At 71.0% G+C, this 14,596-nt stretch carries 15 protein-coding genes; 8 read left to right on the plus strand and 7 right to left on the minus strand.

Features of this window, described 5'->3' with window-relative positions; genetic code table 11:
* Positions 1 to 129: 129 nt before the first annotated feature.
* Complete coding sequence (locus IH68_RS0107280; RefSeq protein ID WP_030930167.1) at positions 130 to 1,050, plus strand: helix-turn-helix domain-containing GNAT family N-acetyltransferase; 921 nt, start codon at positions 130 to 132, stop codon at positions 1,048 to 1,050.
* Here the strand turns inward: IH68_RS0107280 and IH68_RS0107285 are convergent.
* Positions 1,030 to 1,959, minus strand: a complete 930-nt coding sequence (locus tag IH68_RS0107285) for a LysR family transcriptional regulator (protein WP_030930170.1) — start codon at positions 1,957 to 1,959, stop codon at positions 1,030 to 1,032. The two genes, IH68_RS0107280 and IH68_RS0107285, sit on opposite strands and share 21 nt — an antisense overlap.
* Before the next feature lie 96 nt (positions 1,960 to 2,055).
* Here IH68_RS0107285 and IH68_RS0107290 point away from each other — a divergent pair, with 96 nt between their 5' ends.
* Positions 2,056 to 3,453 (plus strand): MFS transporter, encoded by a 1,398-nt coding sequence (locus IH68_RS0107290; protein ID WP_030930174.1) that lies wholly within the window; start codon positions 2,056 to 2,058, stop codon positions 3,451 to 3,453.
* 10 nt (positions 3,454 to 3,463) lie between these two features.
* On the opposite strand, the gene IH68_RS0107295 is transcribed toward IH68_RS0107290, so the two are convergent.
* The 4 genes from IH68_RS0107295 to IH68_RS0107310 form a co-directional block, all read right to left on the minus strand.
* Positions 3,464 to 4,375: a hypothetical protein gene (locus IH68_RS0107295; protein ID WP_030930177.1), complete on the minus strand. Its 912-nt coding sequence runs from the start codon at positions 4,373 to 4,375 to the stop codon at positions 3,464 to 3,466.
* A 142-nt stretch (positions 4,376 to 4,517) separates the two neighbouring features.
* Positions 4,518 to 5,507: a malate dehydrogenase gene (locus IH68_RS0107300; RefSeq protein ID WP_030930180.1), complete on the minus strand. Its 990-nt coding sequence runs from the start codon at positions 5,505 to 5,507 to the stop codon at positions 4,518 to 4,520.
* A gap of 336 nt (positions 5,508 to 5,843) precedes the next feature.
* Positions 5,844 to 7,070, minus strand: coding sequence for a helix-turn-helix domain-containing protein (locus IH68_RS0107305; RefSeq protein ID WP_037884599.1), 1,227 nt, complete (start codon positions 7,068 to 7,070; stop codon positions 5,844 to 5,846).
* A 366-nt stretch (positions 7,071 to 7,436) separates the two neighbouring features.
* Positions 7,437 to 7,892: a helix-turn-helix domain-containing protein gene (locus IH68_RS0107310; RefSeq protein ID WP_030930185.1), complete on the minus strand. Its 456-nt coding sequence runs from the start codon at positions 7,890 to 7,892 to the stop codon at positions 7,437 to 7,439.
* 266 nt (positions 7,893 to 8,158) lie between these two features.
* Here IH68_RS0107310 and IH68_RS0107315 point away from each other — a divergent pair, with 266 nt between their 5' ends.
* Complete coding sequence (locus tag IH68_RS0107315) at positions 8,159 to 8,551, plus strand: hypothetical protein (protein WP_159403652.1); 393 nt, start codon at positions 8,159 to 8,161, stop codon at positions 8,549 to 8,551.
* Positions 8,552 to 8,679: 128 nt separating this feature from the next.
* Here IH68_RS0107315 and IH68_RS0107320 read toward each other — a convergent pair whose 3' ends face one another.
* Together IH68_RS0107320 and IH68_RS0107325 are read right to left on the minus strand one after the other, a co-directional pair.
* Positions 8,680 to 9,210: a DUF3017 domain-containing protein gene (locus IH68_RS0107320; RefSeq protein WP_030930188.1), complete on the minus strand. Its 531-nt coding sequence runs from the start codon at positions 9,208 to 9,210 to the stop codon at positions 8,680 to 8,682.
* On the minus strand, positions 9,200 to 10,054 hold the full coding sequence (locus IH68_RS0107325) for a bifunctional methylenetetrahydrofolate dehydrogenase/methenyltetrahydrofolate cyclohydrolase (RefSeq protein ID WP_030930189.1): 855 nt from the start codon (positions 10,052 to 10,054) through the stop codon (positions 9,200 to 9,202). The genes IH68_RS0107320 and IH68_RS0107325 overlap by 11 nt, the downstream gene beginning before the upstream one ends.
* 244 nt (positions 10,055 to 10,298) lie before the next feature.
* Between IH68_RS0107325 and IH68_RS0107330 the strand changes: the two genes are divergently transcribed.
* The 5 genes from IH68_RS0107330 (at position 10,299) to IH68_RS0107350 (ending at position 14,549) form a co-directional block, all read left to right on the plus strand.
* Positions 10,299 to 10,907, plus strand: a complete 609-nt coding sequence (locus tag IH68_RS0107330; RefSeq protein WP_030930190.1) for an RDD family protein — start codon at positions 10,299 to 10,301, stop codon at positions 10,905 to 10,907.
* Positions 10,908 to 10,975: 68 nt separating this feature from the next.
* Positions 10,976 to 11,506, plus strand: coding sequence for a hypothetical protein (locus tag IH68_RS0107335; RefSeq protein ID WP_030930191.1), 531 nt, complete (start codon positions 10,976 to 10,978; stop codon positions 11,504 to 11,506).
* A 132-nt stretch (positions 11,507 to 11,638) separates the two neighbouring features.
* Complete coding sequence (locus tag IH68_RS0107340; RefSeq protein WP_030930192.1) at positions 11,639 to 12,385, plus strand: FHA domain-containing protein; 747 nt, start codon at positions 11,639 to 11,641, stop codon at positions 12,383 to 12,385.
* Positions 12,382 to 13,950, plus strand: a complete 1,569-nt coding sequence (locus tag IH68_RS0107345) for a serine/threonine-protein kinase (protein ID WP_030930193.1) — start codon at positions 12,382 to 12,384, stop codon at positions 13,948 to 13,950. Before IH68_RS0107340 ends, IH68_RS0107345 begins: the two co-directional genes overlap by 4 nt.
* Before the next feature lie 98 nt (positions 13,951 to 14,048).
* Positions 14,049 to 14,549: a hypothetical protein gene (locus tag IH68_RS0107350; RefSeq protein WP_030930194.1), complete on the plus strand. Its 501-nt coding sequence runs from the start codon at positions 14,049 to 14,051 to the stop codon at positions 14,547 to 14,549.
* The last annotated feature ends 47 nt before the right edge of the window (positions 14,550 to 14,596 follow it).

A 14,596-nucleotide genomic window follows, 5' to 3' on the forward strand; every position in this document is an offset into this window, starting at 1 on the left:
CGATGCGTGGAAAGACCGTTGTCAGACGTTCAGTTGACAAACCATCAGCATAGAGGGGCTGGTGGGACGGGCGGAAGCGGAATGCGAAGGGATGGACTCACCCATATTCTTTGACTAAAGTCAAAGAATATGGAGCCAGGACGTACGGAGCCGGTGTCGACGGAGCAGGTGGCGGCGCTCCGCCGGTTCAACCGCTACTTCACGCGCCGTATCGGTGCGCTGGACGACCACTACCTCGGCCAGGACCGCCCACTCGGCGAGGCCCGTCTGCTGTTCGAGATCGCCGGGAAACCGGGCGGGGTCTCACTCCGGGAACTCAGGAGCCGCCTCGGGCTGGACGCCGGATATCTGAGCCGCATGGCCAGGGCGCTCGAGGCACAGGGATTGGTCCGGCTCAGCGTCCACCCGGACGACAACCGGCTGCGCATGGTCGAGCCGACGCCCGCCGGACGCGTCGAGGTCAAGGAGCAGAACCGCCGGGCCAACGCGCTCGCGGCAGGCCTGCTGGACACCCTCACCCCCGGGCAGCGCGTGCAGCTGATCGAGGCGATGACCACCTCGCAGCGCCTGCTGCGCCTGGCCGCCATCACCGTCGAACTCGTCGACGGCGCCGCCCCGGACGCCCGCGCCTGCCTGGACGCGTACGCCGCCGACATCGACGCCCGCTTCCCCGAGGGTTTCGACAAGTCCGACCTGGTGGGGCCGGAGGAGGTGTCCGGTGAGGCGGGCGCGTTCTTCGTCGCGTACGAGGAGGGCCGCCCGGTGGGCTGCGGCGCGCTGCGGCGCCTGGAACCCGGCGTCGGCGAGATCCGGCACGTGTGGGTGCACCCGGAGGCCCGGCGCCTCGGCCTCGCCCGCCGGATCCTCGGCGCACTGGAGCAGGCGGCGGCCGCGCGCGACTGCACTGTCGTACGCCTGGACACCCACGCGAGCCTCACCGAGGCGCAGGCGATGTACCGGGCGTCCGGCTACACGGAGATCCCCGCCTACGTCGACCACGTCTACGGCGACCACTGGTTCGAGAAGCGTCTACCCGGCCCGGCCGGCTGACCACTGGGCCAGCAACTCCCGCACCGTCCGCCGCAGCCAGGCATGCGCCGGATCGGCATCGTGCCGCGGATGCCAGGCCAGCCCGAGCTGCAGCGGCGGGAGCCGGAGCGGCAGGTCGAAGGTGACCAGGTCCAGGGTTGCCGCCGACGGCAGGGCCCACGAGTTGATCAGCCCGACGAGGTCGGTGTCCCGGACGATGAACAGCGAGGCCGGGAAGGTGGCGACCGCCCCCACCACCCGCCGTTTCAGGCCGAGTTCGGCGAGGGCCGTGTCCACGGGCCCGTGCAGCCTCCCCCGCCGCGAGACGGTCAGATGATCGGCCTCCGAGGCGAACCGCTCCGCCGTCAACTCGCCCTCCAGCAGCGGGTGTCCGGCCCGTACGACGCCCACCATCCGGTCCTCGTGCAGGGCTTCCACATGCACCTCGGGTGCCGTCGTGTCCACGACCCCGATCTCAAGATCGGCGGTTCCCTCGCGCAGGACCGGAGCGTCCACATGGCTCTCCGCCAGGAACCGGATACGGATGCCGGGCGCCTCCTCGGCGGCGCGGGCGAACAGGGTGGCGCCGCAGGCGGCGGCGACGGCGTCGTGGCCGATGATCGTGAGCGTGCGGTGCACGGTCCTGAGGTCCGCGTCCCTGCCCGGCGCGAACAACGCCCGGGCCCGCTCCACCACCGCACTCACCTCGGCCCGCACGGCCAGCGCGTGCGGCGTCGGCACCATCTGCCGTCCGGCCCGCACCAGCACCGGGTCGCCGAGCGCCTTGCGGATCCGGCCGAGGGTGCGGGACATCGCCGGTTCGGAGAGATGCAGCCGACGGGCGGCCCCGCCCACGCTCTGCTCCTCCAGCAGCACATCCAGGGCGACCAGCAGATTGAGATCCAGACTGCTTGATTGCGTCACACGCATCGATCCCTTGCAAAGCTTGCACTGGAGTGCAGGACGCGACCGAGCCTACGGTGACAGGGCGTCCCACACCACCCGTCGAGCTCCCTGGGAGGAGCCATGCCCCCGCACGCCCTGAAACGGTCCACCCTGCTGGCGCTGTGCGCCTGCGTCCTGGTCGCCCAGAGCATGGTCGCCGCCATCAACCTCCTGATCCCGCAGCTGAGTTCGTCGTCCCTGCATCCCTCGCACGCCGCGATCCTGTGGACGGTCGACGCGTACGTCATCGTCTTCGCGTCCCTTCTGATCCCGGCCGGAGCGCTCGGCGACCGGTACGGCCGCAAGGGCGCCCTGCTCGCCGGCCTCGGCCTGTTCGCGGCGGGCGCGGCCACCGGCGCGCTCGCACCGAGCCCCGCCCTCCTCATCACCGGCCGCGGTGTCTCCGGCGCGGGGGCCGCGCTGATCACCCCGGCCACGATGTCGATCCTGATGCGCCTCGCCGGCCCGGAACGCCGTGCACAGGCGATGGCCTCCTGGACACTGGCCATCGGCCTCGGCGGCATGTTCGGCAACCTCGGCGGTGGTCTGGTGGGCCAATTCCTCACCTGGCGCGCCCTGTTCGGGGCGATGGTACCCCTGGCCGCGCTGCTCGCCGTCGCCGTCGCCCTCACCACCCCGCGCACGGAACGAGCCGCCGGCAACCATCTCGACCCCCTGGGCACCCTGCTGCTCACCGCGGCCCTGGTCGCACTCCTCTTCGGCATCATCGAGGGCCCGGCGTACGGCTGGGGTTCCGCGCGCATCCTGGCCGTCTTCGCGGCCGGAGCCCTCCTCACGGCCGCCTTCACGCTCCACGCCCTGCGCTCCCGCAGCCCCCTCTTCGACCCCCGGGTCCTCCGCTCACCCCGACTGCGCGCCACGACCCTCGGCATGACGACCGGCTTCTTCGGCCTCTTCGCCCTCTTCTACGTCAACTCCCAGTACCTGCAAGGCGTGAAGGGCTACGGCCCCGCCGTCACCGGGGTCGCGATCGTGCCGCTGATCGTCGGCATGGCGCTCGTCCCGAAACTGGCGGCGCGCTGGGCGTCACGCCCGCGCCCGGTCATCGGCGCCGGTCTCGCACTGATCGGGCTCGGCCTGCTCGGCGCGTCCACCGCGGACGCGACCACGCCCTACGCCCTGTACGCCTGCTGGCTTCTCGTCATCTCGGCCGGCGCGGGCCTGTCCATGCCGGCCCTCACCCTCGGCGTCGTCACGTCCCTCCCCGCCCACCAGGCGGGCCTCGGCTCCGGCCTCGGCACCTCGGCCCGCGAGATCGGCGCGGCCCTCGGCGTCGCCGTCACCGGCACGGTCCTGGCCTCCCACCCCGGCTTCACCGACGGCATGGGCCCGGCCCTGCGGACGGTGGGCGTGCTGGTCCTGGCGGCAACGGCGGTGGTCGTGGCCGGCCACCGCGGAAGCGCCGGCCCCTCTCGTAGGGCTGCCTCGCCCGCCCCCGCCAAGCAGCCCGTCCCGTGACCGGGAGAGTCTACGAACAGTCGGCCCCCGCGGGGCAGAAGTACCGCACCGCCATCGCCAACGGCCCCCGCACCAGCCCGGGATCGAGATCCGCGGGCCCACTGGACCGGATCGCGTACAGCGTCCCGTCCACGGCCCGGAACCGATGGTCGATCACCTGCCGAGCACCCTTTTCCTCGTCGTCGTAGCGATACACCAGTTCCGCCCAGGTGTCGCCGCGGTCGCGCTCGACGACCCGGTAGCCGGGCTGCTTGGCGAAGCCGTAGCCGGGATCGGTCTCGGCGAGGGTCAGGGAGGCGTACGGGGTGGACTCGGTGACCTCGAAGATCTGCAGCTGACGGCCGTCGGAGGGAGCGTCGTAGTAGACGATCCGCGCGAGCTTGCCCTGCTCCTCGCGCCGGGTCCAGCCCGTCGGGACGTCGACCGAGTAGCCGATGGGGTCCTGGGTGCGGCGGTAGCCGGCGGACGGGGACGAGGACGAGGACGTCAGCAGCGAGGCCGACGCGGTGGGGGTGGGCGTCGGACTCTGCGGCGGGGTCGCCGTGACCGTGACACTCACGCTCGTCGCGGGCGCGGCCCCGGTGCCGCGCGCGTGGTCGCGGGTGAGGTACCAGGCGCCTGCTCCGGCGCCCGCGCCGAGGACGAGCGTGGCCGTGAGGACGGCCAGAACACGGCGGGCTCCCCGGCCCGCGCCCGCGGGAGGCGGTGGTGGCGGCCAGGTCGGCGGCAGGACACCGCCCGTGTGGGTCGGCGCCGAGGCCCAGGGCGGGGGCGCCTGGCCCGTCTGGGTCTCGGCCGACGACCACGGCGGTCGAATTGCCGGCTGCTGGGCGGCCCAGGCCGCCTGGCCTCTCTCCTCGCTCGGTTCGCGCTCCGGTCCGGAACCGGAGCGGCCGTCGTCGTAGCCGTCCCAACCGCTCATGACACGCCCCCCGAATCACCCCATTGGGTACCGGTTCTGACGGTAGCGGTGAAAACGGCCACGGGCCCCGTTCCGGAAAGAAACGGAACGGGGCCCGTGCAGGGTCGTGACAGAACCGTAAAGCCGTGCGGGCTCAGTGGGTTCAGATGAGGCCGAGACCGCGGACCGCCTCGCGCTCCTCCTCGAGCTCCTTCACGGAGGCGTCGATGCGGGCGCGGGAGAACTCGTTGATGTCCAGGCCCTGGACGATCTCGTACTGGCCGTCCTTGGTGGTGACCGGGAAGGAGGAGATCAGGCCCTCCGGGACGCCGTAGGAGCCGTCCGACGGGATGCCCATGGAGGTCCAGTCGCCGTCCGCCGTGCCGTTGACCCACGTGTACACGTGGTCGATGGCGGCGTTGGCGGCCGAGGCGGCCGAGGACGCGCCACGGGCCTCGATGATGGCCGCGCCGCGCTTGGCGACGGTCGGGATGAACTCCTCGGCCAGCCACTTCTCGTCGTTCACGGTCTCGGCGGCGTTCTTGCCGGCGACCGTGGCGTGGAAGATGTCCGGGTACTGGGTGGCGGAGTGGTTGCCCCAGATCGTCAGGCGCTTGATGTCGGCGACCGTCGAACCCGTCTTCTTCGCGAGCTGGGTCAGCGCGCGGTTGTGGTCGAGGCGGGTCATCGCGGTGAAGCGCTCGGCCGGTACGTCCGGGGCGGCGGCCTGCGCGATGAGCGCGTTGGTGTTGGCCGGGTTGCCGACGACGAGGACCTTGATGTCGTCCGCGGCGTTGTCGTTGATGGCCTTGCCCTGCGGCTTGAAGATGCCGCCGTTGGCGGAGAGCAGGTCACCGCGCTCCATGCCCTTGGTGCGCGGGCGGGCGCCCACGAGGAGGGCGACGTTGGTGCCGTCGAAGGCGACGTTCGGGTCGTCCGTGATGTCGATGCCCTGCAGGAGCGGGAACGCGCAGTCGTCGAGCTCCATGGCGGTGCCCTCGGCGGCCTTCAGCGCGGGCGTGATCTCCAGCAGGCGCAGCTTGACCGGCACGTCCGCGCCGAGCAGCTGGCCGGAGGCGATGCGGAAGAGGAGGGCGTAACCGATCTGGCCGGCCGCGCCGGTGACGGTGACGTTCACGGGAGTGCGGGTCATGGCGTTCTCCGTATGACAGCTGGCGGTGGGCGTCCTTGCCCTGGGGTGCGGACGGACGTACAAATGATCGATCTCTTGGTATCAAGAGAGATCCACCGGTCAGGCTATCGCGCATCCGGGATGCCGGACGCGCGGGTCCGTGTGGCCCGTCCCACAGAGTGAACCGGCGACCCGACCGGCTCAGAAGAAATGTGGGACGGGAGGAATAGTCGCCCCCATCCCGGGCACGCGAACCGTACCCCCACGGGAGTCCGGCACGGTCGGTCCCCCCACGGCGGCCGCCCAGTCCCCCCTCTCCCGGACGACGGGCGGCCGCCTCCTTCTTCTACGACGCCGCTACGGCGTGCATCCCTTCTGCCCGGACGCCAGCGTCGCGCACGCCTTCGCCTCCCCCGCGTCCTTCACGGCGACCATCGGCGTGTAGGCGATGTTGTCCCCGGTGGCCGTGATGCTGTCGCTCTCCTTGGCCTTTCCGGCGGTCACCTGGACGGAATCCCCCTGGGTGGCCTGGGTGATACGACCCCACGCCGCACCGCACGTCTTGCTGTACCGCACCTCGACCGTGGACGTGCCGACGACGGCGGTCTTGGCGGTCGTGACCGAGGCGGCGTCCGTGGTGCAGCCCATCGCCTCCGCGTCCTTGCCGGTGCAGGAGGCGCCGCTGCACTTCACACCGGCCGGCAGATCGGACCGGGCGCTGACGGACGGGGACGGCGAGGCGCCGCCCTCGTTCTTCTTGCCCGAGCCGTTGTCGGTCAGGTAGAACACGGCCGCTATCACGACCAGTACACCGACGAGACCGGTGAGGAACATCGTCAGCTTCCGCCTGCCACCGCCCGAGGAGGAGCCCCCACCGGGCCGCGGCCCCTGTGGCGGCTCACCGGACGGACTCGGCGTCTCAGGCGTCCAGCCGTGACCGCCGGCCGCCGACTGCGGCGCCGGAGCCGCGGCCCCGGGAGTGCGCGCACCGGACGGCGACGGGCCCTTGTACCCGGCCAGCCCCCAGGAGTTGGCGCCGGAGGAGCTCTCCGGCGCATCCGCGGAGGGCGATGCGCCGCTCTCCCGCACCGCGGCCGCCGCGTCCCGCACATCCGGGCCCACCGGCTGCGGCGGCACCGTCGGTGCCACTCCCGCCGGTCCCGCGATGCCCGGCGTCGCCGTCGCGCTGCCGGACCTGCGGGCCGTCGTGCCGCCCTTGCTGCTCGCCTTGCCGCCTGCCTTGGCATTGGCGGGAGACGCCCCGAACTCACCGAGCGCGGCGCGCGCCTGGGAGATACGGATGGCCTCCATGGTCATGTCGTGGCGCATCTCCGAACGGCTCCAGGCACGCTCGGCGAGCTCCCACATGGTCGTCAGATGGATCGGGTTGGTACCGGTGACCTCGGCCAGCGCCACGATCGCGCCCTTGGGCGCGAGCAGCCGGCCGTTCAGATACCGCTCCCAGGACGTCTTGCTGTAGCCCGTGCGGTCGGCCACCGACGCGATGCTCAGGCCACTGCGGTCCACGAGCCGGCGCAGCTGGCTCGCGAACTCCCTGACCTGCGGATCGAGTTCGTCCGGCAAGGCCCTCCAACGAGGCATTGCTTCCCCCCTCTTCCCCCCGGTTGGTGCTGGTATTCCTCGCGTTCCCCCGCGCGTGGTGCCCGTTCTGGCTACCCACAGGGATGCGCCCAGTAAGGATCTCAGTTCCCGGGATGGGGGCGCACGGGAGCGTTCGGGGCCGTTCGGCATGCACCGTTGCACGCCCGCCCGGCCGTGGACCAGTGTCCCACCGGCGGCCCCCTCCGCCGCCCGGCCGGACCCGCCCACACTAGGGCCCTTGTCGAACAACCCCGTGTCAAATCCGCAAACTTGTCAATACATCGACACCGCAGACACACACGGACAACCTCGCCCGTCACGGGCGTATTCACCCCGCCCAAGGGCAACTCACCCGAGCGCGAGGGCACCCACGACCGCGATCACCAGCATGAGGAGCAGAAGCAGTACGGCATACAGCAGCAGCCGTCCGCCCGGCCGCCGTCGGGGCTCCTCGGGCGTGTCCCACCAGGGCAGGGTGGGATCGTCCTCGTACTCGGTCGCACTGTCCTCACCGGCGGGTTTCGCCGGACGCGGCCAGGCCTGCACCGCCAGTTCCCAGCGCACCACGAATCGCTCGGCCTCCGTGTCGGCGAGGCCCGCGATCCGGCACAGGGCGGCGACCGCCTGCCGGGGCGGGGGCTGGGTGGCGTTGAGGTAGCGGTGCCAGGAGGACTTGCTGTACGCGGTGCGGGCGCCGAGCGAGACGAGGCTGAGCCCTGTCCGGTCCTTGAGGAGCCGCAGCTGCTCCACGAAGTGCCGCACCTCCGGCGGCAGATCGTCAGACAGCGGCTGCCAGCCGCCCATCGCGCACCTCCTCGGCGTCCCTGGTGAGTCCCGGTCGCGCAGCCCGGTCTGAGCAGGTGACGAAGCCGGCCGCCCATTGGTTCCCGCGTCGCGGAACGGTCACTTCCGTGCCACAGCGCGCTGACAGGCGTTGAAGGGGCCGTTCACCGTGCAGGAGGGTTGGTATCGGCGACGGCCCGTCCTTGCTCGGGGGAGAGGACGGGCCGTCGTCGCGAAAGGTTCCCTGCACGAGGCAACCGCCGCTGGACCGACTAAGATCATTTGCCATGAACAAGTCACTTTGTAGGCGAGTCGGGATCCTGGCGTTCACCGCCATCGCTGCGACGACACTCTCCATGGCACCGGCATCGGCCCTCACGGATATCACCATCCGTGACCGTGACGGGTTGGGGAGCATGACGTTCCACGATGATGGTGATGTCTTCACCGTGTGCAACCTCAAGGGCCGCGGCGGGTACATCATCGGCAAGATCTGGTACAAGCCCGCCATCGGCGGCAGCTGGAGCGCAACGGACTCGAAAGCCGACAAATTCGGTGGCGGGTGCGCCAAGATCACGAATGTCGACGTGGAGATCGTCGGCAACTACCAGATGAGGCTGTACTGGAACGGCGCCGGGTACGACAAAGAGATCGCCCGCAGCAGGACCTTCAACGAGTAGCAGCCTGCTGTTCGCGCTCCAAGAAGGCGGCGCGTCTCCCCAACGGTGCCATGCCGAACCCCGCCGGGCCTCTCCGCGCTCGGCGGGGTTCAGCATGGGTGCCCCACAGTGACCTGGCCGTGCAGCACTCAGGTGAGTGTGAAGTGCAGTACGTTCTGCACAAACTGCAGTCTGATGACCGGATCGGGATGAACCGCCAGCGCCAGCACAGCGATTCCGACGCCCATCCCCCCGTACGTCACGATGTCGGTGAAGCGCGAACGGACTGCGAGCATGCCAACCCGGGGCAGCGCCCATCGCAACACCGCACCGAGCAGCAGCGCTCCGGCGAAAACCAGGCAACCGACTCGGAGCGCGTATCGGAACGCGTCCGTTGCCACCACAGCCAATCCGACCGCTGCGACCCCGAGGACCAGCAGCATCGGCCACTGCCGGGCCGGCGGCGGGGCGTCGCCTGAGGCGGCCCGGCCGCCGCCCTCGGGACGTGCGGTGTCCTTCGTGAACAGCGGGAAGCGGCGCGTCGTACGGCGCGGCCTGCCCTCGGCGTCGGGCGCGCTGATCGCGTCGCGCACGGTCTCCTCCGCCTGCTGCTCGGGGTCGTCGACCGCGCGCTCGGGCCGCTTCGCCGCACCCTCGGGGTGCTTCGCCTCAGCCGGCACTGCGCTCCGCCGCCTCGACCACGTTGACGAGCAGCTGGGCACGGGTCATAGGGCCGACACCGCCGGGGTTCGGCGAGATCCAGCCGGCGACCTCCGCGACGCCCGGGTGGACGTCGCCCACGATCTTGCCCTCGGCGCTGCGCGAGACACCGACGTCGAGGACGGCAGCGCCCGGCTTGACGTCCTCGGGCCGGATCAGGTGTGCGGAACCGGCGGCGGCGACGATGATGTCCGCACGCCTGAGGTGCGACGACAGGTCGCGGGTGCCGGTGTGGCACTGGGTCACGGTCGCGTTCTCACTGCGGCGGGTGAGCAGCAGCGGCATCGGGCGGCCGATGGTGACACCGCGGCCGACGACCACGACCTCGGCGCCCTTGATCTCGACGCCGTACCGGCGGAGCAGGGTGAGGACACCGTTCGGAGTGCAGGGCAGCGGGGCCGGCTCGTTCAGGACGAGACGCCCGAGGTTCATCGGGTGGAGGCCGTCGGCGTCCTTGTCCGGGTCCATGAGTTCCAGGATCCGGTTCTCGTCGATGCCCTTGGGCAGCGGCAGCTGCACGATGTAGCCGGTGCACGCCGGGTCCTCGTTCAGCTCCCGGACGACCGCCTCGATCTCCTCCTGCGTCGCCGTGTCCGGCAGCTCGCGCTGGATGGAGGCGATACCGACCTCGGCGCAGTCGCGGTGCTTCCCGGCGACGTACTTCTGGCTGCCGGGATCGTTCCCGACGAGGATCGTGCCGAGGCCGGGCGTGACGCCCTTCTCCTTCAGCGCCGCCACGCGGGCGGTCAGATCGGACTTGATCTCGGCTGCGGTGGCCTTGCCATCGAGAATCTGGGCGGTCATGCCCCCATCCTCGCGGATGACCGCCCCCCGGTTCCAATCCGGGTGCCGTACCGGTGGCACGGCCATGATCAGCAAGATTGCACTTGCACAACACATGCGAAATGCCACTGGACAAGGCGAGCAGCCGTAAAGAACGATGAACGGCGCAGTATCGCGGTTCGTGTTCGGGGGGCAAACCGCTCACATCGTGTGATTCCTCCGGCAATCCGCAACGTCCCCATGTGTGCAACGGAGGAATCCCGCCATGAGTTACGGCGACCCGAACAACCCCTACGGCCAGCCGCAGCAGCCGCAGCAGCCCGGTTACGGCTACCCCCAGCAGGGCGCCCAGCAGCCCTACGGCTACCCGCAGCAGCCCCCGCAGGGCGTGCCGCCGCAGCAGCCGGGCTACGGCTACCCGCAGGCGCCGCAGGCCCCGGCCGGCTACGGCTACCCGCAGCAGGCGGGTTACGGCATGCAGCCGCCGTACGCGAACTGGGGTCAGCGTTTCCTCGGCACGCTGGTCGACGGGCTCGTTTTCCTGGTCCCCTACATCGTGGTCATCGTCGGCGGGGCCAGCAGGACCTGGGCCGTGGCGATCATCGGTTACCTCGCCCTCATCGGCCTGGCGATCTGGCAGCTGATCAGGGAGGGCCGCACCGGTCAGACGGTCGGCAAGCAGGCGGTCGGCATCCGCCTGGTGCGGGAGGTCGACGGGCAGCCCCTGGGCGTCGGCATGGCCTTCGTGCGCCGGCTCGCGCACTTCCTGGACAGCCTCGCCTGCTACCTCGGCTGGCTGTGGCCGGCCTGGGACGCCAAGCGCCAGACGTTCGCCGACAAGATCTGCTCGTCGATCGTGATCCGTACGAACTGACCACTGCCCCACCCATTTGACGGCGGATCGCCACGACGCTTTCCCGCCACGACGGAGGAACACCCCCGATGAGTTACGGCGGCCCGAACAACCCCTACGGCCCGGCAGAGAGCGGGCAGCCGGGCTACGGCTACCCCGCGGCTCCCCCGGTGGGGCCCTACGGCGGCGCCCCCGTGATGACGACGATGCCGGGCACCGTGAGCGCGGGCCGGGTGCTGCTGTGGATCATCGTCCCCCTGAACCTCCTCGGCGTGGGCCTGTTCGCCTTCCTCGCCGGGAAGGTGCAGAGCACGCAGGCCGGCAGCCTCGACGACGAGGCCTCCTTCGAGAAGTTCAAGGAGTACTCGACCGGCGCGCTGTGGGCGATCGTGGTGTTCGCGCTGCTCTGGGCGGTGTTCGCGGCCGTGCTGGCGATGAAGTTCAGCGACGGCGGCAACAAGGTCCGGGTCTCGGCCATGATCTTCGGCATCATCACCGCCATCCTCGGCTTCTACCCGTTCATCGTCGTGGGCCTCCTCCACGCGGTGCTCGGCATTCTGATCGCCGTGTTCGCCGGCAACCCGAACGGAAACGCCTGGTTCAACCGCGTGCGCCAGTGAACCGCCCGCGGGCACTGAACAGTTCGCGCCAATAAATCGCCAAGGGCCGTGTCTCCCCGTCCGAGGGGGACACGGCCCTGGTGTGTCGCCCTACTCTGACGTGGGGTAGCCGGCAGGCACGGGAGACGCACCTTGTACAGCATCATCGTGGTACCTCCGCCGACCACGGAGGACCAGTCCACTCGCACCCAGCTCAAGCTCGCGCCCGGCGAGCGGCTGACGTTCGGGCGCAGCGCCGACTGCGACGTGGAGATCCCCCACAAGGGCGTCTCCCGCAGGGCCGGTGAGATCACCGCGCAGGGCGCCTTCTGGATACTGAGCAACCTCAGCGGGGAGCAGACGTACGTCGTGGAGAACCCGGAGGGCGCCGGCGAGCACGTGAAGGTCGGGCCGGGCCGCCTCGACGCACCGGTCCCCTTCGAGTTCTCGCGGATCGTGCTGCCGGCGGCCGGGGACCTGCTGGCCGTCGAGGTGTGGGCGCCCCGCCACGACTACCTCCACTCCGAGGGCGGCCTCGACGGCGCCACCACCGCCCCCGCCTTCTCCGTCGACCGCACCAAGCGCTACTTCGCGGTCCTCGCGGCCCTGTGCGAACCGCGCCTGCGCGGCGAACCGCACGCCCCTCTGCCCACGGTGGACCAGGTCGTGGACCGCCTCCGCCCGAACTGGCCGGCGGCGTCCCGCACTTCGGTGCAGTGGAACATCGACTATCTGGCGGTGAAGCTGCGCCTGAAGCCGGGCCCGGAGGAGGCGGACACCGGCCCGCGCCTCAACGGCAAGAAGGAATCGCTGGTCTCGCTCGCACTCCGCTTCGACCTCGTCCGCGAGGACGACCTGGTGGTCCTGGCCGCCTCCTCGTCCGGCCGGGCGGTCCGGTGACCGAGCCGTACGCCGTGCCGGTGCCCAAGGGGTACCGGGTGGGCGTCTGGGAGGTACGGGAGCCGATCGCGACGGGCGCCTTCGGGAGCGTGTACGAGGGCCGCCGCACAGGCGACCCGGCCGGCCCCGGCATCGGCGAGGAGCTGCCCCGCACGGCCGCCCTGAAGTTCCTGCCGACCGGCACCGGAACCCCCCGCCAACTCGCCCACCTGCGCGAACTCATCGACCGCGAGGTCGAGTTGCACCGCCGGCTGAAGCAGCCGCGCCTGATCCGGATGTACGACACCCTCACGGTCGACGACCCCGGTCGTCCGGCGTTGGACGGCGCCACCGTCCTCGTACTGGAGAAGGCGGAACGCTCCCTGGCTGCGCTGCTTGCGCACTCGCCGAGACCGGCGGCCGGTCCGGCGCTGCTCGCGCAGATCTGCGAGGGCCTGGCCCAGCTGCACCGCGCGGGCTGGGTGCACGGCGACCTGAAACCGGCCAACGTCCTGCTGATGAAGGACGGTTCCGCCCGCCTCGCCGACTTCAACATGGCGGCGGAGCTGGAAGGCACGCACGCGTACACCCCCGCCTTCTCCACGCCCGACTACACCCCGCCCGAACTCCTGTGGTCGGAGATCGGCACCCGCGGCCGCCAGATCCGCCCCTCCGCCGACGTCTGGGCCTTCGGTGTCCTGGCACATCTGGTGCTGACCGACTCCTTCCCCCTCCCCGGCGGCACCCCGACCGCCCGCCGCGACGCGGCCGCCGCCTACGCCCGCGGCACCGACGAGCTCCGCCTCTCGCCCGAACTCCCGGACGCCTGGCGGCAGATCGTCCGGGACTGCCTCTCCCGCACCCACGCCGACCGCGTCGCCACGGACGCCCTGCTGCGCCGGGTCGCGGAGGCGGCAGGGACGGACCGCCCGCGCCGGCTCCCGCGCCTCAGACGCCGTTCGACGGTGATCGCGAGCGCGACCGCAGCCACCGTCGCGATCGCGGCACTCGGCTACGGCATCAGCACCTGGGCGGACACGGGCGGCCGCACCCCGGAGGTCAAGAGCTCCTCCCCCACCGCGAAGGTCACCCCCGCGACCTACGGCTCCGCCGAACTCCGCACGGACCAGGGCATCCCGGCGGACTACCGCCCGATGATCGTCGACGCGGCTCACGGCTGCGACCAGGCGGACGTCACGCCCGCGCTCATCGCGGCCATGCTCAAGGCGGAGAGCAACTTCGACCCGAAGCTCTCCGACCCCGGCAAGGACGAGTACGGCATCGCACGCTGGACCCCGAGGCTGCTGCGCTGGTGGATCCGGGCCGACGGCCGGCCGGTGAAATCGATGCCCAAGCCGCCCCTCTCCGTCCCCGACTCGATCGCGGCCCTCGGCCACTACCTCTGCTACATCGAGCCGAACCTGACCCCCGGCCTGCCCGGCGACAAGCGGGTGCTGATCGCCGCCGCGTACCGGACCTCCTACAAGCGGGTCAACGCCGCACGCGGCATTCCCCCCGAATACCGCGACTACTGCAAGCGGCTCACCCAGTACCTCAAGGAGTACACGCCACCCGGGAGTCGGTGACCCTGAGACTTCCGAGGTACCGGCCGGCGGGCGCCGGCGGCACGGTGGTACCACTCCGCCACGGCGGAACGACCACCAGAGTTCATGGGGGAAGCAACATGAACATCGCCAAGCCCGCCGCGCTGCTCCTCGCGGCCACCGCCCTGCTCGCCGGCTCCACGGTCGCGGCCACCGCGGCCGACACCCCGGACGGCACCCGGGTGACCTCGACGCCGGACGGCATCCGCGTCAACAGCCTCCAGCAGACGGCCGACCAGGTGCTCGCCGGCCACCCGAAGGCCCTCAAGTCCACCGCCGACGAGGTCAAGTACGACGGCCTGACCCTCACCCGCGCCCCGAAGGGCAAGCTCGGCGCCCAGGACCTTGACTGCGGCTACGGCCATCTGTGCATGGTCGTCAGGGGCACCAAGTTCGACTTCTACAAGTGCCAGACCTGGACCGTCAGCAACTGGACCGGCGACGGCCCGTTCACCAACAACCAGACGCCCGGCACGGTCGCCAAGTTCTACAACCAGAACGGCAGCGTCCGCTGGACGTCCACGGCGTACCAGGCCGGCACGGCCACCTGGGACCCGATCTGGTCCCTGCGCCCCTGCTGACAGGGCCCCATTCGGCCGCGGTCTCCGGCTCCCTCGGGGGAGGGCCG

Source organism: Streptomyces sp. NRRL S-646 (assembly GCF_000720765.1).
Lineage (GTDB): Bacteria > Actinomycetota > Actinomycetes > Streptomycetales > Streptomycetaceae > Streptomyces.